At 49.9% G+C, this 24263-nt stretch carries 19 protein-coding genes, 1 tRNA gene, 1 rRNA gene and 1 riboswitch; of the genes, 13 read left to right on the top strand and 8 right to left on the bottom strand.

The features are described 5' to 3' along the window. Positions 1-271: 271 nt before the first annotated feature. The 3 genes from iscX (at position 272) to metE (ending at position 3885) form a co-directional block, all read left to right on the top strand. Complete coding sequence (gene iscX, locus FOC66_RS00405; protein WP_003682097.1) at positions 272-469, top strand: Fe-S cluster assembly protein IscX; 198 nt, start codon at positions 272-274, stop codon at positions 467-469. A gap of 168 nt (positions 470-637) precedes the next feature. Beyond that, on the top strand, positions 638-1519 hold the full coding sequence (gene metF, locus FOC66_RS00400; protein ID WP_003745556.1) for a methylenetetrahydrofolate reductase: 882 nt from the start codon (positions 638-640) through the stop codon (positions 1517-1519). An 89-nt stretch (positions 1520-1608) separates the two neighbouring features. Continuing rightward, positions 1609-3885 (top strand): 5-methyltetrahydropteroyltriglutamate--homocysteine S-methyltransferase, encoded by a 2277-nt coding sequence (gene metE / locus FOC66_RS00395; RefSeq protein ID WP_003745555.1) that lies wholly within the window; start codon positions 1609-1611, stop codon positions 3883-3885. Between the two features lie 92 nt (positions 3886-3977). Here the strand turns inward: metE and FOC66_RS00390 are convergent, their stop codons facing one another. Continuing rightward, positions 3978-6218 carry a right-handed parallel beta-helix repeat-containing protein gene (locus FOC66_RS00390; RefSeq protein ID WP_003745553.1) on the bottom strand — a complete coding sequence of 747 codons (2241 nt, stop codon included), beginning with the start codon at positions 6216-6218 and terminating at the stop codon, positions 3978-3980. A gap of 1074 nt (positions 6219-7292) precedes the next feature. Next, on the bottom strand, positions 7293-8291 hold the full coding sequence (gene ilvE / locus FOC66_RS00385; RefSeq protein ID WP_036493516.1) for a branched-chain-amino-acid transaminase: 999 nt from the start codon (positions 8289-8291) through the stop codon (positions 7293-7295). A 213-nt stretch (positions 8292-8504) separates the two neighbouring features. On the opposite strand from ilvE, the gene FOC66_RS00380 reads away from it, so the two are divergent. After that, positions 8505-8828: a LapA family protein gene (locus tag FOC66_RS00380; protein WP_003745549.1), complete on the top strand. Its 324-nt coding sequence runs from the start codon at positions 8505-8507 to the stop codon at positions 8826-8828. A gap of 25 nt (positions 8829-8853) precedes the next feature. Continuing rightward, entirely contained in the window at positions 8854-10023 is a 1170-nt protein-coding gene (gene lapB / locus FOC66_RS00375; RefSeq protein WP_003745547.1) for a lipopolysaccharide assembly protein LapB, read from the top strand. Positions 10024-10146: 123 nt separating this feature from the next. On the opposite strand, the gene FOC66_RS00370 is transcribed toward lapB, so the two are convergent. Both FOC66_RS00370 and recC read right to left on the bottom strand, forming a co-directional pair. Then, positions 10147-10644 carry a thioredoxin family protein gene (locus FOC66_RS00370; protein ID WP_003745546.1) on the bottom strand — a complete coding sequence of 166 codons (498 nt, stop codon included), beginning with the start codon at positions 10642-10644 and terminating at the stop codon, positions 10147-10149. Between the two features lie 3 nt (positions 10645-10647). Then, positions 10648-13950: an exodeoxyribonuclease V subunit gamma gene (gene recC, locus FOC66_RS00365; protein ID WP_003745544.1), complete on the bottom strand. Its 3303-nt coding sequence runs from the start codon at positions 13948-13950 to the stop codon at positions 10648-10650. 201 nt (positions 13951-14151) lie between these two features. Here recC and FOC66_RS00360 point away from each other — a divergent pair. Beyond that, positions 14152-14228, top strand: a tRNA-Pro gene (locus tag FOC66_RS00360). A 49-nt stretch (positions 14229-14277) separates the two neighbouring features. Here FOC66_RS00360 and FOC66_RS00355 read toward each other — a convergent pair. Further along, positions 14278-15159, bottom strand: coding sequence for a lysophospholipid acyltransferase family protein (locus FOC66_RS00355; RefSeq protein WP_003745542.1), 882 nt, complete (start codon positions 15157-15159; stop codon positions 14278-14280). 108 nt (positions 15160-15267) lie between these two features. After that, a riboswitch (SAM-I-IV-variant riboswitch) is annotated at positions 15268-15378 on the top strand. Positions 15379-15551: 173 nt separating this feature from the next. Between FOC66_RS00355 and metK the strand changes: the two genes are divergently transcribed. From metK to FOC66_RS00320, 7 genes are all read left to right on the top strand, one after another. Beyond that, complete coding sequence (metK, locus tag FOC66_RS00350) at positions 15552-16721, top strand: methionine adenosyltransferase (protein WP_003745540.1); 1170 nt, start codon at positions 15552-15554, stop codon at positions 16719-16721. A 167-nt stretch (positions 16722-16888) separates the two neighbouring features. Further along, complete coding sequence (locus FOC66_RS00345; RefSeq protein ID WP_003745538.1) at positions 16889-17953, top strand: DUF1176 domain-containing protein; 1065 nt, start codon at positions 16889-16891, stop codon at positions 17951-17953. A gap of 124 nt (positions 17954-18077) precedes the next feature. Next, positions 18078-18398: an accessory factor UbiK family protein gene (locus FOC66_RS00340; protein WP_003745535.1), complete on the top strand. Its 321-nt coding sequence runs from the start codon at positions 18078-18080 to the stop codon at positions 18396-18398. Between the two features lie 13 nt (positions 18399-18411). Beyond that, positions 18412-19908, top strand: coding sequence for a YifB family Mg chelatase-like AAA ATPase (locus FOC66_RS00335; protein ID WP_003745532.1), 1497 nt, complete (start codon positions 18412-18414; stop codon positions 19906-19908). A 154-nt stretch (positions 19909-20062) separates the two neighbouring features. Further along, positions 20063-21196, top strand: a complete 1134-nt coding sequence (locus FOC66_RS00330) for an SPOR domain-containing protein (RefSeq protein ID WP_003745531.1) — start codon at positions 20063-20065, stop codon at positions 21194-21196. A gap of 11 nt (positions 21197-21207) precedes the next feature. Further along, positions 21208-21849, top strand: a complete 642-nt coding sequence (locus FOC66_RS00325; protein WP_003745530.1) for a thiol:disulfide interchange protein DsbA/DsbL — start codon at positions 21208-21210, stop codon at positions 21847-21849. A gap of 44 nt (positions 21850-21893) precedes the next feature. Beyond that, a complete protein-coding gene (locus FOC66_RS00320) occupies positions 21894-22718 on the top strand; it encodes an undecaprenyl-diphosphate phosphatase (RefSeq protein ID WP_003745528.1) in 825 nt (274 codons plus the stop codon). A 76-nt stretch (positions 22719-22794) separates the two neighbouring features. On the opposite strand, the gene FOC66_RS00315 is transcribed toward FOC66_RS00320, so the two are convergent. The 3 genes from FOC66_RS00315 to rrf form a co-directional block, all read right to left on the bottom strand. Continuing rightward, positions 22795-23289 carry a type IV pilin protein gene (locus FOC66_RS00315; RefSeq protein ID WP_081456519.1) on the bottom strand — a complete coding sequence of 165 codons (495 nt, stop codon included), beginning with the start codon at positions 23287-23289 and terminating at the stop codon, positions 22795-22797. Positions 23290-23464: 175 nt separating this feature from the next. Beyond that, complete coding sequence (locus tag FOC66_RS00310) at positions 23465-23752, bottom strand: ComEA family DNA-binding protein (protein ID WP_003747589.1); 288 nt, start codon at positions 23750-23752, stop codon at positions 23465-23467. 381 nt (positions 23753-24133) lie between these two features. After that, positions 24134-24247 (bottom strand): 5S ribosomal RNA (gene rrf / locus FOC66_RS00305). Positions 24248-24263 lie beyond the last annotated feature (16 nt).

Here is a 24263-nt window from a genome sequence, read left to right as displayed (position 1 = left end):
ATTGTCTTAAGAGCCGTTCCAAAAAATTTGGTTGCATAGCGAAATGTAAATTTTGCATGAAAACCAAATCATTCAAAACGGAATAGAAAGTATAAAACGGCAGATTGCCGTGAGTTTTAAGTGTCTTGCCGTATTTTAACGCAACTATGCTATTTTGTTAAAAAATAGCGTCATCATTTATCTGCCCTTCTTCCGTAAAACAATCTGGCAGTCCGACTTCTTCTTGATTAAAATAATTGGCAATAGTCGAAACCCAATAAAGGAACACATCATGAAATGGACAGATACTCAACGCATCGCCGAAGAACTCTACGATTTACACGGCGACAGCATCGACCCGAAAACCGTGCGTTTTACCCAACTGCGTGATTTGATTATGGCTCTGCCTGAATTTGACGATGATCCGGCGCGTTGCGGCGAGCGCATTCTCGAAGCCGTGCAACAAGCCTGGATAGATGAAGCGGAATAACCTTTTCCCTTTTCATCAAACAAGACCTCAGGCTGTTTTTCAGACGGCCTGAGGTCTTTATTAAATCTATTCATACAATTTCGGAAAATTTCGAAATTGACTCATACCAACCTCAAATTTATTATGCAGTCTGACAACAAATAAAAGATATGCAGAAGGTGCATAACCATGAATCACGCTCGAGAAATCGCTGCTTTAAACAACAGCCTTTCTGATTTGAAAGGCGACATCAACGTTTCGTTCGAATTTTTCCCGCCGAAAAACGAACAAATGGAAACCATGCTGTGGGATTCCATCCATCGCCTGCAAACCTTGCATCCGAAATTCGTTTCCGTAACCTACGGCGCAAACTCCGGCGAACGCGACCGCACACACAGTATCGTCAAACGCATCAAACAAGAAACCGGCCTTGACGCCGCCCCCCACCTGACCGGTATCGACGCCAGCCCTGACGAGTTGCGCCAAATCGCCAAAGATTATTGGGACAGCGGTATCCGCCGCATTGTCGCCCTGCGTGGCGACGAGCCGCCCGGCTACGAGAAAAAACCTTTCTATGCCGAAGATTTGGTCAAACTGTTGCGCTCCGTTGCCGACTTTGACATTTCCGTAGCGGCCTATCCAGAGGTGCACCCGGAAGCCAAATCCGCACAAGCCGACTTGATCAATCTGAAACGCAAAATCGATGCGGGTGCAAACAACGTTATTACCCAATTCTTCTTCGACGTGGAAAGCTATCTGCGCTTCCGCGACCGTTGCGTGATGATGGGCATCGACGTTGAAATCGTTCCCGGCATCCTGCCCGTAACCAATTTCAAACAATTGACCAAAATGGCCCAAGTGACCAACGTCAAAATCCCAAGCTGGCTGTCTAAGATGTACGAAGGTTTGGATGACGACCAAGGCACGCGCAACCTTGTTGCCGCCAGCATCGCCATCGACATGGTCAAAGTCCTCTCGCGCGAAGGTGTCAAAGACTTCCACTTCTACACCCTCAACCGCAGCGAACTGACTTACGCCATCTGCCATATTTTGGGCGTGCGTCCGCGTTAATAAAACAGACGGCCTCCCCATTCTGATTTACAATATCGAACATTCAGGCCATACCGGCCTGATTCAAAATTCCAACTAGGAGAGTTAACATGACAACATTGCATTTTTCAGGCTTCCCGCGCGTCGGTGCCTTCCGCGAATTGAAATTCGCACAAGAAAAATACTGGCGCAAAGAAATCAGCGAGCAAGAATTGCTGGCTGTTGCTAAAGACTTGCGCGAGAAAAACTGGAAACACCAAGCTGCTGCCAACGCTGATTACGTTGCCGTAGGCGATTTCACTTTCTACGACCACATCCTCGACCTGCAAGTTGCCACCGGTGCCATCCCTGCCCGCTTCGGCTTCGACAGCCAAAACCTGTCTTTGGAACAATTCTTCCAACTGGCGCGTGGTAACAAAGACCAATTCGCTATCGAAATGACCAAATGGTTCGACACCAACTACCACTACTTGGTGCCTGAATTCCACGCCGATACCGAATTCAAAGCCAACGCCAAACACTACGTTCAACAACTGCAAGAAGCCCAAGCTTTGGGTCTGAAAGCCAAACCGACCATCGTTGGCCCATTGACTTTCCTGTGGGTAGGTAAAGAAAAAGGCGCTGTCGAATTCGACCGTCTGAGCCTGTTGCCTAAACTGTTGCCTGTTTACGTTGAAATCCTGAACGCTTTGGTTGAAGCCGGTGCCGAATGGATTCAAATCGATGAGCCTGCTTTGGCTGTCGACCTGCCTAAAGAATGGGTAGAAGCCTACAAAGACGTTTACGCCACTTTGAGCAAAGTAAACGCCAAAATCCTGTTGAGCACTTACTTCGGTTCCGTTGCCGAACACGCTGCCTTGCTGAAATCCCTGCCTGTTGACGGCCTGCACATCGACTTGGTACGCGCGCCTGAGCAACTGGACGCATTTGCCGACTACGACAAAGTTCTGTCTGCCGGCGTTATCGACGGCCGCAATATTTGGCGCGCCAACCTGAACAAAGTTTTGGAAACTGTCGAGCCTCTGCAAGCCAAACTGGGCGACCGTTTGTGGATTTCCAGCTCTTGCTCCCTGCTGCACACTCCATTTGACTTGTCAGTTGAAGAAAAACTGAAAGCCAACAAACCTGACCTGTACTCTTGGTTGGCATTCACCCTGCAAAAAACCCAAGAATTGCGCGTTCTGAAAGCCGCATTGAACGAAGGCCGCGACTCTGTTGCCGAAGAACTGGCCGCCAGCCAAGCTGCCGCCGACTCCCGTGCCAACAGCAGCGAAATCCACCGTGCAGACGTTGCCAAACGCCTGGCCGATTTGCCTGCCAACGCAGACCAACGCAAATCACCGTTTGCCGACCGTATCAAAGCGCAACAAGCATGGTTGAACCTGCCTCTGCTGCCTACTACCAACATCGGTTCTTTCCCGCAAACCACCGAAATCCGCCAAGCACGTGCAGCCTTCAAAAAAGGCGAGCTGTCTGCCGCCGATTACGAAGCTGCGATGAAAAAAGAAATCGCCTTGGTGGTTGAAGAGCAAGAAAAACTGGACTTGGACGTACTGGTACACGGCGAAGCCGAGCGTAACGACATGGTTGAATACTTCGGCGAATTGTTGAGCGGTTTTGCATTCACCCAATACGGCTGGGTACAAAGCTACGGCTCACGCTGCGTTAAACCACCTATCATCTTCGGTGACGTAAGCCGTCCTGAAGCCATGACTGTTGCTTGGTCTACTTACGCGCAAAGCCTGACCAAACGCCCAATGAAAGGCATGTTGACCGGCCCTGTAACCATTCTGCAATGGTCTTTCGTCCGCAATGATATTCCTCGCTCTACCGTGTGCAAACAAATCGCATTGGCTCTGAACGACGAAGTATTGGATCTGGAAAAAGCCGGCATCAAAGTCATCCAAATTGACGAACCTGCCATCCGTGAAGGTCTGCCTTTGAAACGTGCCGATTGGGATGCTTACCTGAACTGGGCCGGCGAATCTTTCCGCCTGTCCTCTACCGGTTGCGAAGACAGCACTCAAATCCACACTCATATGTGTTACTCCGAGTTCAACGACATCTTGCCGGCCATCGCCGCTATGGATGCTGACGTGATTACCATTGAGACTTCACGTTCCGACATGGAACTCTTGACCGCGTTCGGTGAATTCAAATACCCGAACGACATCGGCCCGGGTGTTTACGACATCCACAGCCCACGCGTACCGACTGAAGCTGAAGTTGAGCACCTGTTGCGTAAAGCCATCGAGGTTGTACCGGTTGAACGTCTGTGGGTGAACCCGGACTGCGGTCTGAAAACCCGTGGCTGGAAAGAAACTCTGGAACAACTCCAAGTGATGATGAACGTAACCCACAAACTGCGTGCCGAACTGGCTAAATAATGTGAGTTAGATGAAAAGGCCGTCTGAAAATTTTCAGACGGCCTTTTTTTATTTATCAATATTTAAACCATAAAGATTACGGCTTCAACAGCTTACAAAATCCCTGTCGTTGTATGATGTTCTTCCACTCCTGATGTATACACGTTCTGAGTATGGTGATACACAGTCTCTTTAGTCGTTTCGACAATATGGTTGGCTTCCGAAAGAACATCGCTCAATGTCACTTTACTGCCGGTCGTATTCACTTTTTTCAGTGCCGCGCCATTATGGCTATTGCCTTCAGAATACGTGTTGATGTCATTTTCAAAGCGCAGCCATGAATCATACAACTTGCCTTTAATGTCCGTCAGGATTTTGTTGTTGGCCACATTTAAAGATGCTTTGCCCTTAGGGTTGGTACTATGTACGTCTATCAAAGCATCATTCAAATCACCGCCAAGTTTCAATGTATTATTGGTGATGTTGTACTCTTTGGCATTACTTTTCAAATAAGCAAATTCGACATAGCCGGCAGATTCTTCACGCACGGAAATTTTGTTGTTGTGAATTGTCACCGCACCATGCATAGCGACATTGCCATGGTGTTCTTCCACATAAACCGGTACCGCGCCTTTCATAATCTTGCCGATATCGGCATCATTGCCGCTGATGGTAATGGTACCGCTGCCCATGCCGTTTTTAGATAAAACACGGTCGTAGGTATCGTTGATGACGGCAATCAGATATTTGGTGGATTCACCACTGATCTTGTTGTTTGCCATATTGAGCGTGTAATCCATTTTGCTTTCATGGTTACGGAACTCAATCGCGTAAGTCTGAATATTGTTTTGATAAACCGTCAGATTTTTAATGACATTATCGCTAATATCGAAATAGCCTTTGTCAGCCGAGTGCAAATCTCTGTATTGGGTATTGGTTTGTACCTGAATCCCTGAATACATGTGGTAGTACTTACCCAAGTCATCATCAACATTCAAACGGAAGCTTGGGTCTTGGATAATGGTATTGCCGGTAATTTTGACTTTATCCATAGAAAACTGGCGGTTGTAGGCAACAATACCATATAGCCGGTCACCCGTTAACACATTGTTTTCAATGACAATGCCTGTGCCATCGTGCACATCCAAACCCTTGCGGTAGTTGTGGTCGGTTGTGTTTTTACGGTATGTGATGCCGTAATTGTAGCTGCCGGCAGCCACAGCCATACCGTAGCCTGTCCCGCCATCCGCTTCGTGGCCGTTCCAATCCAAACGGTTGCCCTCGCCGATAAAGTTTTGTTGGAAACCAATCAGCGCACCGGCAACGCGGTTGTGGTGTAGATACGAATCGACAATACGGTTGTTCTCACCCAAAGGCAGCGCTTCGTATTTTTCATCAATTTCGCCGCTTTGCACGCGCTCTTTAAAGGTCAGCTTATGGCCTTTTTCCGTTTCCAAAGAAGCGGTCGAGGTAAACATCACACCAGCACGGTTGGCACCGGAAACCTCTACTTTACTGATTAAAGTATTGTCCGCATCGTTGACCAAAATACCGTTTACCTTGCCAAAATAGCTTAAGCCTTTGCGGTAAAAATCAGGGTTGGTATATTGAACCGACAAATCGGCAATGGTTTTATTGTTTTGCCCATCGATCAAGATACCGGCAAATTCGCGGATATCGTCATGGTTGGTGTCCGGATTGAATTCGCCTGTTTGCGCCTTATCAAACGTTACTTTGGTTTTGCCCATCCCCGAACCAAACAAGCCGCGCGCGCCGGAGACGGTTTTATCCATCACAATCTGATTGGAAATATAGTAAGTACCATCCAAGAAAACCATGGCCTTTTCTTTGTGTGCCGCCTCTAAAGCTGCTTTAAATGCCTGAAGGCTGTCTTTTTTACCCTGCGCATCGGCACCAAAATCATTCACACGAACGTAATTGCCATACTCTTTGGATTCATACACGCGGTATTTTCCGGATAGTCCTATCCTGCCTTCGGCATGATCGTCAATTTTGTTTGCTTTACCCGAACTGAGGTGTCCGTCGTGACTATTGATTGCTTTTTTGCCGGAAGAAACGCCCGCTATTTTGTCATGGCCGTCTGAATCCTTCAGATTCTTTTTATGGACAATCTCAACGGTTTCTTTTTCTTCGGCAACTCTGTCTTCCGCCTCTTTTTCTTTGCGTGCGGCTTCGAGTTTGGCTTTACGCTCTGCAACCGCTTTTTCGACTGCCGCTTTATGCGCTTCTTTTGCGCGCTCTACAGCCTTTGCTTTGGCTGCGGCAGCCTCGGCTATTTTTTTTGCTTTGGCTTCTTCGTAAACTTTTTGCCTTTCAGCCAGGACTTTTTCCATCGATTGATTAACCGGTTCTTTTGAAACAACGTGTTTGCTCGCCACTTTAGGCGCAATGGTATGTTTACTGGAAACGCTGCTTACAGAAGCAACGCTGGCCCGTGTAACATGCATTTTGGTCACAAGGCCGTCTGAAGATGATGAAGAACTATCAAATCTTGCTGCCTCCGCCACATGCACTACTTCTCTCGTTACCGTATTTTTACCGCTTAATTGCTTAAGCTCAGGAGAAACCGACGGCATATCCCCCCAATTGTGGGTGTATATCCATTCTTTTAGAGGAGAAGATGATTTGGAATTTGCTTCAGGTGTAGATGAGCCGTGACGAATATGGGTACGGCCAAGAGGAGCAAGTTTATGTGACATAATCAGCGTATTTCCTTGTATCGAATATCGCCTTTCCCACCGCACAAGCGTGCAACAAAAAAGCCGATTGATTAAAGAGGTAAGACGGATTCTGTCGTAACAGCAATTGCCTGTATAAAGGCCAAACTGAAGTTGGCCACTTTGAGAAACTCGGCAGCGTTTCCCCTTCTGCCGGTTTTCTGATTGGAAACGGTCATGGTGTTCAGACAGAACCCTTGGATGACTTATATAGGCGATCTGTCCGCGTACCATGTGTCCGGTTATTTTTGACGGAAATGTATCAGAGTCCCTTTTTAATTGATTAGTTCATCCAAAGTTAAGTTATTTTTGATTTTTATAGCAAAATAAAAATAGTTTTATCTTGCATCGTTTTCCTTTTTGACTTGACAGAGTGAATCCCACGAAGCCCAAAAGGAGGGAAATTCTAACACGATATGTTTTTAGCATTCCCCATTTAACTAAATTTACAAAATATACAGAATAAATATCTATAACTGTTTTTAACTTCTTCTAAAAATCAATAAAATTCGATATTTCCAATGTGTATTTTTACAACATGACTGTGCATTATATACCGATTATCTAAAAATACTACCGCTTGTTTAAAAAATTTAGCATTTTATTATCGCTTTCCCCATCAAAAAACCAATAAAAAAAGGCCGTCTGAAAAAATATTTCAGACGGCCTTTTATATTCACTGCGTTCTACTTAACAAACTTCGACCAACCAGCCGTGTTTGTCTTCTGTCAAACCGTATTGAATGTCCGTAATTGCCTTACGGATTGCATAACCGCGCTCTTGGCTCTTCACTTCGATTTCTTTGCCGTCAATCACAAAAGAAGTTACCGGAGAAATAACCGCAGCCGTACCGGTCAGAATCGCTTCCGCACCATTCTCAATCGCAGTTTTCAGCTCATCGACAGTAAAGTTGCGTTCGGTAACAGTGTAGCCCAAATCTTTGGCAACAGTCAGTACGGAATCGCGGGTAACGCCGTGCAAGAATTCATCGGTCAACGGTTTGGTAATGATTTCATCACCGTTAATCAGGATAAAGTTAGACGCGCCGGTTTCCTGAACGTCGCCATTCGGGCAGAACAATACTTGGTTTGCACCGTGCTCTGCTTTGGCTTTCAATACCCAAGGCATGGCGGAAGCGTAGTTGCCGCCGCATTTCACGCGGCCCATGTGCGGGGCGCAACGGATGTGTTCGGTTTCCACCAAGATTTTAACGGGTGAACCGGCTTTGAAATAGTCGCCGACAGGAGAAGCCAGAATGTACAGCAAGGCTGTTTCGGAAGGAGAACCGGCTTTACCGATCACAGGGTCGGTACCGATCAAAGTTGGACGCAGGTACAAAGCGGCAGGTGCGTCAGGGATTTCCTCGGCGGAGCGTTTGACCAATTCGATCAAAGCATTCAAATAAGCCTCTGTTTCAGGACGCGGCAGGTGCAGAATATCTGCGCTTTGCTGCATACGCGCGATGTTGGCGGTCGGGCGGAACATCACGATTTTGCCGTTTGCCTGACGGAATGCCTTCAAACCTTCAAAACATTCGCTGCCGTAATGCAGGGCGTGTGCGCCCGGGGCGAGTGTCAGGTCTTTGGAAGATTGCCATTCTACCGGTTGCCATTTACCTTCACGATAAGCGATAACGGGCATTTCAGCGTGGAAAACGCTGCCGAATACGGCTGGGACTGGTCTGCTCATGATGATTGCCTTTCTTATTCTGATTTGTAAGATAATAACTAAAGACTGAACAATACGCCTTTCAATATGGGTTTGACAAGTACCCGTCAGCATTAAAGGCACTCTTCCCATGCCGTCTGAAACATGCCGTCCTATCCGAAATCCGGCAAATCGTTTAAACTGATACCATTTTTCAGACGGCCTGCACCAACCGCGGCCCACCCGGAGCAACCCATGAAACTCATCTATACCATCATCAAAATCCTGATTCTTCTTGTTTTCCTCCTGCTGGCCATCACCAATACCCACACCGTATCCTTCTTCTACCTGCCCGGCCAAAACGTCAATCTGCCGCTGATTGTCGTGCTTTTCGGCGCCTTTATTATCGGCATCGTGTTCGGTATGTTTGCCCTCTTCGGCCGTCTGCTGACCCTGCGCAGCGAAAACAACCGCCTGCGTGCCGAAGTGAAAAAATACGCCCACCTTTCCGAAAAAGACCTGACTGCGGTCAAAACCGAAACACCGGCAACGGCTTCCGACACCGCTCCCAAAGCGTAATGCCACCAATCAATAAAGGAATACCATGGACAACGAATTGTGGGTCATCTTACTGCCCATCGTCCTCCTCCCCGTTTTCTTCGCTATGGGCTGGTTTGCCGCGCGCGTCGATATGAAGACCGTCCTGAAACAGGCCAAAAGCATACCGGCAGGCTTTTACAAAAGCCTTGACGCCCTCGTTGACCGCAACAGCGGCCGCGCCGCGCGCGAATTGGCGGAAGTGATCGACCAGCAGCCGCAGTCATACGACTTAAACCTGACTTTGGGCAAGCTCTACCGCCAACGCGGCGAAAACGACAAAGCCATCAATATGCACCGCGCCCTGCTCGATTCGCCCGACACCGTCAACGAAAAACGCGCGCGCGTGCTTTTTGAATTGGCGCAAAACTACCAAAGCGCAGGCTTGGTGGACCGTGCCGAACAAATCTTCCTCGGCTTGCAGGAAGGCGACATGGCACGCGAAGCCCGCCAACACCTTTTGAGTATTTACCAGCAAGACCGCGACTGGGAAAAAGCCATCGAGATGGCACAGCTCTTGAGTCATGACGAACAAACCTACCAGTTTGAAATCGCCCAGTTTTATTGCGAAATCGCCCAAGCCGCGCTGTTCAAATCCAACTTCGACACCGCACGCTACAACATCGGCAAAGCACTCGAAGCCAACAAAAAATGTACGCGCGCCAACATCATTCTCGGCGACATTGAATACCGTCAGGGCAACTTCCCTGCCGCAGTGGAAGCGTATTCCGCCATCGAGCAGCAAAACCACGCCTATTTGAGCATGGTCGGCGAGAAACTCTATGAAGCCTATGCCGCGCAAGGCAAGCAGGAAGAAGGCCTCAACCGCCTTATCGGCTATATGCAAACCTTCCCCGATCTCGACCTGATCAACGTCATCTACGAGAAGGCCCTGTTGCTCAAAGGTGAAACCGAAGCGGCGCAAATCGCTGTCGAACTCGTCCGCCAAAAACCCGACCTCAACGGCGTGTACCGCCTGCTTGGCTTGAAACTCAGCAGTATGAATCCGGAGTGGAAAGCCGATACCGATATGATTCGTTCCATTATCGGCCGCCAGCTGCAAAAAAGCGTTATGTACCGCTGCCGCAACTGCCACTTCAAATCCCAAGTCTTCTTCTGGCACTGCCCTGCCTGCAACAAATGGCAAACCTTTACGCCAAATAAAATCGAGATTTAATAAAGCGTTAAGCATCAAAAAAGGCCGTCTGAAATCTTTTCAGACGGCCTTTTTATTACAAAGCAAAATATCAAAGCGGTTCAAAACACATCCTTACACACCAGCAATATCTGCTCAACACCGCTACTCTGCCCATGCCAACGCCGCTACAATCTGAGCCTCAATATCGGCATTAAACTCGCCGGCACGGTACGCATCGCGCAATTCCGTGCGCCGGGTTTCATCTGCCGCAATTTGGTTCAACACCACTTGTGGAAACTCGTTAAACACAGGCCCAGCCTCTTCATGCCCCATCAAAAACAGCGCAGGGATTTTTTGATTGGCGCGGACGATTTCCTGTTGGCGCGGATTCTCAAAACGGCTGCTGTCGTCAAAATCGTTGCGGGCAATATAGTTGACGCGGATATTGGGGTTCAACTCCGCCATTTTTTGAATAAACGGCACAAACACGCGGCAATCAGGGCAATATGGTGCAGCGGCAAGCAGCCAGTTTTGCGGACGGCTGATCTTTTTAACCGCCGCTACCGTTTGCGCCGACAGCTCAGTTGCCTGATAGAGCTGCTGCTGTTTCAATTTGTCTTCTTCGGTATCAAAATCCAAATATTCTGTATAAGTGGCCATGCTTTACTCCTGTTCTGTTGTATTGTTTTTCCCTGCAGCGCTGTTCAAAAGCGGAACAAGCAGATTGACGACAAGGTTTTCAAATAGTGGCTCTTCAAGCGGCGCTTCGTCCGAATGACCAAACACCAGCTTCACTTCGGTATATTCTTTCTGCCCTTTGCTCATTTTATTGCCGTTAAAAACATCATGGGCTTTTCTCAAGGCGGCATCCCAATCCTCTTTTTTGCCGTACTCCTCCGCCGCGGCAAGGCTGGTTTTGGCGAAAAACGGCAAGGGGGTATTTTGTCCGATTCGGAAATATACCAACCATTCTTTCAAAAGCTCTCTCGCGGCCTCTTGCCCGATGGCGGCATAGGTTTCGGTCTGTCCCAGGCTGACAATATAGGTTTGTCGGTTGGCAACGGATTGAGGGGCGACGGCACAAAAAATCAAATGCTCCAATAAACGGGCAATGCGGTTGGGCGCATTGTCTTTTTGGTTTTGGAACACAATGCGTCCGCATTCGTAAAGATTGCCGATGGTGCCTTGTACAACCAAGTCGTCAAAGTGTAATTCATAAGGTTCAGACGGCCTTTTGTCACTGCGTATCAGCTCGGCATCTACGTTTTTCGCAGATATCTGATACTGCTTCTGCCACAAGCCGCCCAACTCGCCTACCGGCATCAGGCTTTCTGCATTCAGCCGAATGGCCGTATCTTCAAAATCTTCCCCTTTGCGCCGCGCATCCAAATAGGCATCGGCAATCCGGCCTTCATGTTGCGGCTCAAACGGTTCGGCAGATTCCCAGGCGCCGTCCAAATACGGCTGATCCCAGCTTAAATTTCTCTTCAGCCAAACTTTGACAGGGTTGCGCCAAAAACTGATAAGCTCGCCCTGCTGAATGGTTTTGCCCGGTTCTTCCTGACTTAAAGCCTCAAGGAAAAACGGCTGCGCTTCCGCAGGCGGTTGGTTCAGCGCATCGGCGTAATCTTGGCGCGTGCTGAAGAGGCCGTCTGAAAGCGCGTCCTTTTGGAAATAACGGCGCGAAAACGCCTGCAAAGGATGATGTTTCACCCATTTCTCCGACAACTCACGCCCGCTTTTCCCCGTCATGGCGGCAATGGTATCCAGCAGCTCGCTGATTAACGAAGACGGCGCAAACTCGGCATCATTGCGTATATCGCGGCCGATATAAGACAAATACAGCATTTCGCGTGCGCTGATTAAGGCTTCGAGGAAGAGATAACGGTCGTCGTCGCGGCGGGCGCGGTCGCCTTTTTTCGGATGTTTGGCAATCAGGTCGAACACCGCCGCTTTGGTATTGCGCGGAAAATCGCCGTCATTCAAACCCAGCAGGCAAACCATTTTAAACGGCAGGCTGCGCATCGGCACCATACTGCAAAAAGTGATGCCGCCGCTCAAAAATCCGGCTTGGCTTTCACTGTCCAAAAAACGGCGGATATGGCGGATAACGGTTTTACACGGCAACAATCCGTCAAATTCGGCCAACTGCGCCTCTTCCTGCCATTTCGCCAAAGACTGCTCAAACTGCTGCTTGGCGTATTGGTCGTCCGTATCCGGAGCAAACAGTTTCTCCAGCAAATCGCGGCAACGCTGCACCCAGCCTTCCACATCGGCAGGCTCTTGCCATTGCGCCGCCATATCGGCCAAAGTACGGATAAATTCGGCAAAACCGCTGAACACGTCCAACTGGTTGACGTTGCTATGCCACGCGCTCACACCCTGCCACATGCCGTAGCCGCCTTCGGGCAGCATCCAGCCCAAGGCCAAACGCTCTACCGCCTGCTGCCAAGTAAAGAGGTTGTCTTTACCCTCGCGCATGGTTTGGTCCAAACCCCAATGCACATTCAATCCGGCAACAGCCTCATGCAGCAGTGGCACATCTTCCTCGCTCAAACCGAAGCGTTGCAGCACCAACCGGCTTTCCAGCAAAGGTAAAACCTTGTCCACTTCAAACCGGCTTTCCAGCAAGTCCAACGTTTGCGCCAAAGCATACAACAAGGGCTGACGGCGGCTGAGTTTTACATCCGAAATCGAATACGGCAACGCCTGGCTGCCCGCCTGCTCCTGTCCAAAAACGGCTTCGATAAACGGGCTGTACGGCTCGATGTTCGGCGTCAAAACGGCAATATCGTGCGGCTGCCAGTCGGGATTATTTTGCAACACCAGCGACAGCTCTTCTTTCAAAATCTGCAGTTCGCGCAAAGGACTGTGGGCCGCGACGATTTTGACCGAACCGTCGTTCAACAGCTTGTCCGGCTCGACACACACCGGATTGCCGTCCGCATCGTGAACCTGAACCCAAGCCTGCTGCGCGCCTGCCTCGCCTTCTTCCTGTTGATATAAGCGTTCAGACGGCGGCATGATCAAGTTTTGGATATCGTTTTGCAGGCAATGCAACAAGGTATCGTCTTTTCCTTCTTCATAAACCTGAATATCCTGCTCGGTTTCCACTTCCGCCAGAAAATCAAAGAAATCGCGTCCCTGCTTGCCCAAAGAAGCCAACAGCGGATGCCCTGCTTGCGACAAATCCGCCTCATCGCCCCTTTTCAAAATCTGCGCCTCGTCGATGACCTCGCCCCAATACTGGCTGCTCGGGTTGAGCGCAAACACAAACACATCGCAATGCTTGGAAATTTGGTGCAGCAGTTGCAGATACATCGGCGCCATTGTTGAAATACCGAATACGAACAACCTTTGCGGCAAGACCGATTTATCCAACTGCGCCAACAACTTTTCCCACAAGGCCACGCGGTGCGGCGCAGATTGGCTGCCATCGTCCAAATAACGCCACAGCCGCGCCTGCCAATCCTCATCATCGCCCAAACCCAGCAGCTTCCCAGCCTGCCACGCATCAATCCAATCCGGCCGGTACACCAAATATTGGTCGAAAATATCCGCCATTTGTCCGGCAAGCTGATAATCCGCCGATGCCGAGCTGTGCAAATAACTTTCCAGCTTCAGGCGCACGTTTTCGTATTCCGGGGCCGTCTGAAACGCTTCGCTGCGGAACAAATCCAGCAAACGCCAACGCATGACCTCAGGCGAAAACGGGCTGAGCGGCGGCACATCGGGAACCAATTTACGCATCAGCTGCCACGCCAGACCGGCCGGCAGGCTGAACTTCAAATTCGCCGCCACGCCGAGTTTGCGCGCAAAAAACACATTCAGATACCGCCGCATCCCCTGGCTCTGCACCACCACTTCTTCCGGTGCCAATACCGCATCCAAAGGCAAGGCCTGATGAATATGCGCGCACATTTCGGCAAGCGCTTCCAAACGGTCGGACTGATAAAGATAAAACATAGCAGACAATCTAAAAAACAATTGCCCACATTATAATGCCATTAGGACAAATGCTTCAGCAGAAGCGGCAAACAAAAACACAGGCCGTCTGAAACACATCGCTTCAGACGGCCTAAAACAAATCCATCGGCGGCCAATTATTAATTATTTATCGACCCCCTGTACAAACCGGCTTCTCCTATCCTATAATTCCCCCACATTCGGAATGTAGCGCAGCCCGGTAGCGCACTTCGTTCGGGACGAAGGGGTCGGAGGTTCGAATCCTCTCATTCCGACCAAATACAAAACCTGCTTGAATCCAAGCAGGTTTTTTTACATTCGGCAAGCCTATACTTCCGGCGGCGGGAAAGGCGCGCCTTCGGGATGTTTGTAGCGGTTGTACATAAACAAATATTGTTCCGGAAAACGGCGTATCCAATATTCGGTATTTTCATTGATCACGCGCGCATCGTTCTCCTTATCGCCGTTCAACTCGCCGCGCAATGGCTCGATGTGCAAGACAAAGCCTTTCCCGTCGGGCAGACGCTCGCCGCAGAAAAACAAAGCCTTCACGCCTTTGACTTGCGCCAGCTTGCCCGCCAACGTCATGGTGTAGGCAGGTTTGCCGAAAAAGTCCACCCACACGCCGTCGCCGCCTTCTTCCGGAGACGGCACATGGTCCGGCAACACAATGGTCGCTTCTCCGCCGCGCAGGGCCTTGATGATTTGTTTGACGCCCTGAATGCTGGTCGGCGCAGTCTTGCCCTTGCCGCGCACACGCCCTGCCTGCATCACCGCATCAAAAGCCTTGATTTTAGGCGGTTTGTACATCGCCGTCAGCGGAAACGGCAGCTGCTGGCTGATGTAGCGGCCCGCCAAATCATAGCTGCCGATGTGCGGCGTGATAAACAGCAAACCTTCGCCCGCACTCAAGGCCGTCTGAACATGCTCCCAACCGTTGACACTGACAAACAGGTTTTCAATTTCCTCAGGCCGTCTGAAAAACGCCACCGGCAATTCCAAGCCGCCTTTTGCCGTTTCACGGAAAACTTTTTTCACTGCCTCGTCCGTCGGGTTCAATCCGGCAAGTTTCATGTTTTCAAAAACACGCCGGCGATCTTTCGACAGCACGCGGAAACCCAAACTACCCAGCAGGTTGCCTAATTTGTGCAACCAAGCCAAAGGCAGCGCGGCCAAAAATTTAAAAACAAAGGTAACAAGCGTTTGCATAAGGTTTTACCAAAATGAAGTGGACAGATTGTAAACGAAACAGGCCGTCTGAACAAAACAGACTTCGGGCAAATATATTGCGGCACACCTGCTTTTCTGCTACTATCCGCGCTGCATTAAGAGTTGGGAATTCCATGCCAACCTGCTTTTCAAACGGAAAGGTAAGGTGGACGGTTGAAAAACCGATGTGGCTCGCCAGAGCAATCCAAACCCGCTTAATGCGGGAATTTTTTTGCCTGTAAGAAACGCGCAACAGGATTCCGAAACAGCAGGCAAGTGCGAATGTTTCTCACTTGTATAGAGAAAAAGCGGAGTTTTTGTTATGATTTCCGCTGTCCGAAATAAAAGGCCGTCTGAAAACACAGCAGCCTGTTTTTAATGAAAGAATAGCAATGAGCGAATATCTGTTTACTTCCGAATCGGTATCCGAAGGCCATCCGGATAAAGTTGCCGACCAAGTGTCCGATGCGATTTTGGATGCCATCTTGGCGCAAGACCCCAAAGCACGTGTCGCCGCTGAAACCTTGGTCAACACAGGCTTGTGCGTATTGGCAGGCGAAATTACTACCACCGCCCAAGTGGACTATATCAAAGTCGCACGCGAAACCATCAAACGCATCGGCTACAACTCGTCCGAGCTGGGCTTTGACGCCAACGGCTGCGCGGTTGGCGTGTACTACGACCAACAATCCCCCGACATCGCCCAAGGCGTGAACGAAGGCGAAGGCATCGACTTGAACCAAGGCGCGGGCGACCAAGGTTTGATGTTCGGCTATGCCTGCGACGAAACCCCGACCCTGATGCCGTTTGCCATCTATTACAGCCACCGCCTGATGCAACGCCAAAGCGAATTGCGCAAAGACGGCCGCCTGCCTTGGCTGCGTCCTGATGCCAAAGCGCAGCTGACCGTGGTTTACGACAGCGAAACCGGCAAAGTAAAACGCATCGACACCGTCGTCCTGTCCACCCAACACGATCCGTCTATCGGCTACGAAGAGCTGAAAAATGCCGTGATCGAACACATCATCAAACCGGTTCTGCCGTCTGAAATGCTGACTGATGAAACCAAATACCTGATCAACCCGACCGGCCGCTTCGTCATCGGCGGCCCTCAAGGCGACTGCGGTTTGACCGGCCGTAAAATCATCGTCGATACCTACGGCGGCGCAGCTCCGCACGGCGGCGGCGCATTCTCCGGCAAAGACCCGTCCAAAGTGGACCGTTCCGCCGCCTACGCCTGCCGCTATGTTGCGAAAAATATCGTTGCCGCCGGTTTGGCAACCCAATGCCAAATCCAAGTTTCCTACGCCATCGGCGTTGCCGAACCGACTTCGATTTCCATCGACACTTTCGGCACCGGCAAAATCAGCGAAGAAAAACTGATTGCTTTAGTTCGCGAACATTTCGACCTGCGTCCTAAAGGCATCGTCCAAATGCTCGACCTGCTGCGCCCGATTTACAGCAAATCCGCCGCATACGGCCACTTCGGCCGCGAAGAGCCTGAGTTTACTTGGGAGCGTACCGACAAAGCAGCCGCATTGAAAGCAGCCTCAGGCGTATAAAAAGCATGGAGGTCGTCTGAACGGGAGTTTCAGACGGCCTTTTTTACATCTAAATATTCAAACCTTTTTACGAACGACACATCGTATTTTCACAAAACAGCGTAACAAATTTTGGATTGCTATGCTGTCTTTGTGAATCTACATAAATAAAATTGAAAGAATACATCATGAAAAAATGGCTGCTGGCTGTTTTGCCTGCCACCGCACTGGCTGCTCCGCCTCAAGGCTTTTATCAAAATTACCAAGACTGGGACATTGCCTGCGACAATACCGGCACCTGCCGTCTTGCGGGATATCAGGCGGATGAAACAGAAACGCCGGTTTCCATCTTGTTAACCCGAAAAGCGGGGGCGAACTCCGCCGTGGCCGGCGAAGTTTCCCTACTGCCATTTAATGACGATGACGCACAACTCGCCAGCATTGCAACCCGCAACGAATTGGTATTGAACGGCAAATCACTGGGCAAATTAGCGCTGAACAAAACAGGCCAAGGCAAATTGAGCAGCGCGCAAACCAATGCCTTGCTCGAAGCATTGAAAAAAGAAAGCCAAATCAGCATCCGCTCTGGAAAATATGAATGGTATTTGTCCGACAAAGGCGCGGCGGCAGCAATGTTGAAAGCGGACGAATTCCAAGGTCGTCTGAACACGCCTTCCGCGCTGATACGCAAAGGCAACAGCAGTCAGACAGTCCTCAGCCCGCAGCCTAAGCCCGTCATCCGCGCCGTTGCCGTACCGAAAACAGCAGGCGATATACTGGAACAAGACACACCGCGCCACAGCGCCGTCATGAAGCTGCTGCGCAACAGCAACCGCGTTTCCGAAGGCGACGATAATTACTGTTACGCCCTGCACAATAAAGAGCAAATGGATTGGAACCGCAACCTGTATGTCCATCCGCTCAACGATCGTCAGGTGTTGATTTCGGCCATCTGTATCGGCGGTGCTTATCAAACCAGCGGCTACTATGCCATTGCCGATAAAGAGTTGACCAAAATCGAACAAGTGCTGCCGCCGATGGTATACGGCGGGCACGGCGGATTCGACGAGAAAACAGCCACCCTCAGCGGTAGCTTCAAAGGCCGCGGCATAGGCGACTGCTGGACAAGCAATGCGGCGGTGTGGGACGGTAAAACGTTTGTCCGCAGTGAGGAACACACCACCGGTTCATGTAAAGGCTTCACGGGAGGCGCATGGTTGATGCCTGTTTTTGAAGCCCGTGTTGAGCGTTAAAAGACACGGAATATTTACGATAGGAAGCAAAGGCCGTCTCAAAATTCCCGTTTTCAGACGGCCTTTTTCCTTATACAATAGCCACTTGAATTTCTATATACATTCTGAATAAAGGATACGGATTATGTTCGGCAAACAACTTTTTGAAGAAGTCAGCTCCAAAATCAGCGAAACCATCGCCAACAGCCCTGCCAAAGACATGGAAAAAAACGTTAAAGCCATGCTCGGCAGCGCATTCAGCCGCATGGATTTGGTAACCCGAGAAGAATTCGACATCCAACAACAAGTTTTAATTAAAACCCGTACCAAGCTGGCCGAATTGGAAGCCCGTTTGGCCAAACTCGAAGCCGCCCAAGAGCCTGAAGAAGCTGCTTTAAAAGCTGCCGAAGAAGCTGCCGAAGAAGCGGTTGCCGAAATCGTACAACAAACCGAAGCCGCCGAATAAGGCCGTCTGAAACATGTCGCTTGCTTTGGTTTACAGCCGCGCCTTAAGCGGTATGAACGCGCCGTTGGTCGAAGTGGAAGCCCACCTTGCCAACGGCTTGCCACATTTCAATATCGTCGGTTTGCCCGATACTGAAGTCAAAGAAAGCCGCGACCGCGTGCGTGCCGCCATCATCCAAAGCGGCTTCGACTTCCCCGCCAAGAAAATTACCGTCAACCTCGCACCGGCCGACCTCCCCAAAGAATCCGGCCGTTTCGATTTACCGATTGCCTTGGGCATTCTTGCCGCATCGGGACAAATTAATCCTGAAAAGCTCGCGCAATATGAGTTTGCCGGAGAATTGGCGCTGTCCGGGCTGCTGCGTCCCGTACGCGGCGCGCTGGCCATGGCATGGCAGGGCATGCAGGCGGGACGTTCTTTCGTCTTGCCGCAAGAAAATGCCGAACAGGCTGCCGTCATGCGCGGTATCGCGGTTTATGGAGCGCGTTCTTTAGGCGAAGTGGCCGCACATTTAAACGGTATCGAACCGTTGACACAAACCGAATGCAAACTGCCACAAAGGCCGCCTGAACAAAGTAAAATACCCGACTTAGCTGATGTCAAAGGCCAACATACCGCCCGCCTCGCCTTGGAAATCGCCGCGGCAGGCGGACACAGCCTACTGATGATGGGCCCTCCGGGAACGGGCAAATCCATGCTTTCGCAACGTTTGCCCGGTATCCTTCCGCCTTTGACCGAAGACGAATTGGTCGAAGTCTGGGCATTGCGTTCGCTCCTGCCCAATCATCAGCAACAACTCGACAGCAACCGCCCTTTCCGCAGCCCCCACCACAGCGCCAGCTCGGCCGCCATGGTCGGCGGCGGTTCCGACCCGCGTCCGGGTGAAATTTCATTGGCGCACCATGGTGTGTTGTTTTTAGACGAATTGCCCGAGTTTGACCGTAAAGTATTGGAAGTATTGCGCGAACCTTTGGAAAACGGCGAAATCCATATTTCCCGCGCCGCACGCCAAGCCGTTTATCCGGCTAAGTTCCAGCTCGTCGCCGCCATGAATCCCTGTCCTTGCGGCTATCTCGGTCATCCGTCCAAACCTTGCCGCTGCACGCCTGAAAGCATCGCCCGTTATCGAAGCAAAATTTCAGGACCATTACTCGACCGCATTGATTTAACCATCGAAGTACCCAGCCTTTCCGCCGCCGAGCTGATGCAACAAGAAGCCGGCGAATCCAGTGCCGCCGTATTAAAACGCGTTACCGCCGCGCGTAAAATCCAATACGGCCGACAAGGCAAGGTTAATGCCGAATTGAGTGTCAGCGAACTCGATGGCAAAGCCCGTATCCAAAAAGAAGCGCAAGAAGCCTTGGGAACCATGCTCGAAAAACTGTCCCTATCCGCACGAAGCTTCCACCGCATCATGCGCGTCGCCCGTACGCTGGCCGATTTGGCAGGCGACGAAGAAGTCAGTAAAACCCATGTGATGAAAGCCATCGGCTTCCGTCGCGCCCTCTAACTTTTCAGACGGCCTGAATCTTTATGTTTAAGTAAAACTAGAGTAAACAAAGCATCAGGATTTTGCCGTCCATAACGGTTATTGATAAAATATCGAATTCAAACTCAGACAGTCTCCCTTCAGGCCGTCTGAATCCATTATTACAAGGTAAGTCATGAAAAAATCTACACAATATGGCAAAGGCTTGGCCGGTTTCTTTTTCGGCCTGATACTGGCAACAGGTATTATTGCCGGTATTTTGTTCTTCCTGAACCAAGGCAACCAAAACGTTTTCAAAGAGCTGACCCAGCCTAAACAAAGTGAAGAACCTGAAATCCTGAAACCTCAAGACAAAGCAGAGAAACGCCCTGCCACCGACAATTCGTCCAGCCAAGCAGATGAAGAAAAAGCCAAAGCTGAAAAAGAAGCGGCGGAAAAAGAAGCCAAAGCAAAAGAAGCGGCTGAAAAAGAAGCCAAAGCAAAAGAAGCGGCTGAAAAGACTGCCAAAGAAGCTGAAGAGAAAGCGGCACAAGCAGAAAAAGAGGCTCAGGAAAAAGCCGATCGCGAGGCCAAAGAAAAAGCGGATAAAGCTGAAGCAGAAAAAGCCGAACGCGAAGCCAAAGAAAAAGCTGAAAAAGCCGCTGCCGATAAAGCCGAACGCGAAGCCAAAGAAAGAGCAGACAAAACTGCCGCCGACAAAGCCGAACGTGAAGCCAAAGAAAAAGCCGCAAAAGCGGAAGCAGAAGCCGCCAAGAAAAAACTGGCCGAGAAAAAAGCCGAATTAGAAAAAAAACGCGCAGAAAAAGCCAAAGCTGAAAAAGAAGCTGCTGATAAAACTGCAAAAGACAAAAAAGCGGCCGACCAACTGACCGACAAACAAAAAGAGCGTGCCGAGCGCAAATTGGCTGAGAAAAAAGCGGCCGAAGCCAAAAAACAAAACAAGCCGACACCTGAGCAAATCCTCAACAGCGGCAGCATCGAAAAAGCACGTAAAGCAGCAAATGCCTCTGCAACAAAAGAAAGCAGCAACGCCGCTGGCAAACAATCGGCAGAAAAAGCCGAAGCAGCTGCCAACAGCGGTAAAAAGGCATTCCTGCAACTTGGTTCATATGCAGACCGCTCCAGCGCAGATTCACAACGTGCGAAATTGGCTATTTTAGGTGTGTCTTCCAAAGTGGTTGAGTCGCAAAACGGCGACAAAACCATTTATCGAGTTCAAAGTAACACCATGCCGCAGGAAGCCGCTGTGAAACTGCAAAAAAACCTGCAAGGCCATAATATCAACAGCTTGATTCGTTCTACCAAATAATGGAATCACTGATGAAGCAGCGTATGAAACAAACTATTGCCGCACTCAGCCTGAGCCTGCTCAGTTTGAGTGCGCAGGCTGCTACTGAAGGCGTGGACTATACCGTTCTTAGTCGCCCTATCCCGCAGCAGCAAGCCGGAAAAATTGAAGTGCTAGAATTTTTCGGCTACTTCTGCGTCCATTGTTACCATCTCGATCCGGTTTTGTTGCAACACAGCAAAACCTTCACCAAAGATGTTTCCTTACGGACAGAGCACGTCGTTTGGATGCCCGAAATGTTGGGCTTGGCCAAGGTAGCCGCTGCCGTCAATCTTTCAGGTTTGAAATATCAGGCCAATCCAGTCATCTTCAAAGCCGTTTACGAACAGAAGATTAACTTGGCTGATGCAAATGTATTCCGCACATGGGTCGGTAAACAGACGAGTTTTGACAGTCAAAAACTGCTTCAAGCCTACAACAACCCTGCCGCCACATCGGCTGCTGCAAAAATGCAGCAATTGACGGAAACTTATCGAATTGAAAACACACCAACTGTCATTGTCGGTGGCAAATACAAAGTCAATTTCAACGGTAGCGACTGGAAAGCCGGTATGAAAACCATAGACGAGCTCATCATTAAAGTCCGCCGCGAACAATCCTCAAAACCACTTTAACTATTCAACAAAAGAAAGACGGCCTCAAGGCCGTCTGAAAACTTATGGACATTCTGATTTTATTTAAAGCACTTATTCTCGGTATCATCGAAGGTTTAACCGAGTTCCTCCCTATTTCAAGTACCGGCCACTTGATTGTATTCGGCGACTTGATGAATTTCCAAAGCAACGGAAAAGTATTCGAAATCGCCATCCAGCTCGGTGCCGTATTAGCCGTTGTATTCGAATATCGCCAACGATTTACCCATATCATAAAAGGACTAGGCAAAGAGCAAACAGCCAATCGCTTTGTGCTGAATTTATTTATCGCGTTCATCCCCGCTGCGATTGTCGGCCTCTTATTCAGTAAACAAATTAAATTGCATCTTTTCAACCCGATTACCGTTGCTACCATGCTAATATTGGGCGGCTTCTTCATTTTATGGGTTGAAAAACGCCAAACAACAGCCAAACCTAAAGTCAACCATGTCGATGATATGCGCCCAATTGACGCATTTGTTGTAGGATGCGCCCAAATTTGTGCCCTTATCCCTGGGACATCACGTTCAGGCAGTACCATCATGGGCGGTATGCTGTGGGGATTAGAACGTAAAACAGCTACTGAATTTTCATTCTTCCTTGCTGTACCAATGATGATTGCGGCAACAGGTTACGACATCTTAAAAAACTATAAACTCTTTACCTTACAAGATGTCGGACAAATTGCCATCGGTTTTATCGCAGCATTTATCGCCGGTTTATTAGCAGTAAAAGCTTTGCTGAAATTTGTTTCCAGTAAAAACTATGTTCCTTTTGCCTACTACCGCATCGTATTCGGTGGTCTGATTCTCCTTACTTGGATGCTAGGCATAGTCAGCTGGAGCGAATAATCGCTCCCTTCATTCTCCTCAAAGGACGTGCCCGCGCACGTCCTTTTTACTTTCCTATCTCCATTCCACCCTATTGTCACCCCATAAAAGGCTTACACTCCGCATCATTACCCCTAAATATCTCCTCGCCGTCCGTACAACTGCCCTTCCCTTTCATCTTCCCGCACACCACCGCCGTCAACGACTCGTTCAAGCGCAGCACCCTCGGCTCCGCCTCCCTGTCCAGCGCCACCGCCTTCAAGGTAAACTTACCCTCCAGGATACCCTTAGCCTGGCCGCTCATCCTGATACAGAAACCGCCCGCCTCCTTCACCGGCAATTCCGGCCACTTCGTCGACGTCAGCTTAAAGCTGCCCTTTTTCGCATAGAACTGCTCCATAAAGCGCGCATTTTCCAGCAGCGCGGCATGCGCCGCACGCAGGTTGGCCGAGCGGACCGATTCCCGATAGGCCGTAAAGGCCGCCGCCGCCAAGATCGAAACCAGCAGCATCACCACCAACAGCTGTACCAAAGAATACCCCCTCTGCACAGTTGCCCCATTCCGTTTTCCGTCAAATGCCTTTAAGTACATATCTTTCTTCCCTTTATCTTTTATATCCCTATCCAATAGGCGTCCTATCCGTTTATCCCTTTACCCAACGGAAGCCCCCACTGGTTCAAGCTTCATCCCCGCCCCCAAACAAAGCCGCCCCGGGCCCAACCGGCAAACGGTTCGGCCGCAGGGCGGCATATAGGCAGAGTCCGGCTTATTTTTTCACGGCAGGCTGGGCGGCCTTAGGCGCGGCAGAAGAAACCGTCGCCTCCGCCTTCAACTTGTTCAGCACCGCATCACCGATGCCCTTCACGTTTTTCAGCTCCTCCACCGATTTGAACGCACCGTTCTTCTGACGGTATTCCACAATCGCCTTCGCCTTAGCCGGGCCGATACCCGGTAATGCCTCCAGTTCCGCAGAAGAGGCGGTATTGACGTTCACGGCAGCCAAAGAGAACGCCGTACACATGGCGGCAAATACACCAAATAAAAATTTCTTCATCAGGGTTTTCCTATAACGTGTCAGATTGAATCAACCGGGCCGTCTGCAGGACGGTTTTACCCACCCCGCCGACACTGCCACATCGACAGTAGAACACGGCCCCATTCCATATAAATGCATACGACATATTAACGCAAATACCGTTCGATTTCAAACATTCCAAACGGTTAACCGTAACTTTCGGTACTTTTGTGCAAGAATAACAACAGGATAAATATTTCCGATTCCAATACCAAGATGCACAAATACTCCATAAACACCGGTACATCACTATCCCAATGTTTGACCCCAACACCCATTATCCCAATTCTGCCGCCAAACCGACAGAAACGACAGGCATGTAAAAAGCCCCCGACATCAGTCGGGGGCTTCGGAATGGGTGTTTGGCGGTGACCTACTTTCACATGGAAGAACCACACTATCATCGGCGCTGAGTCGTTTCACGGTCCTGTTCGGGATGGGAAGGCGTGGGACCAACTCGCTATGGCCGCCAAACTTAAACTGTTACAAA

Origin of the sequence: Neisseria mucosa (genome assembly GCF_013267835.1) — a bacterium.
Taxonomy (GTDB): domain Bacteria; phylum Pseudomonadota; class Gammaproteobacteria; order Burkholderiales; family Neisseriaceae; genus Neisseria.
Note: the sequence above shows the minus strand (reverse complement) of the source record. Positions and strands in the feature narration are given on the sequence as shown.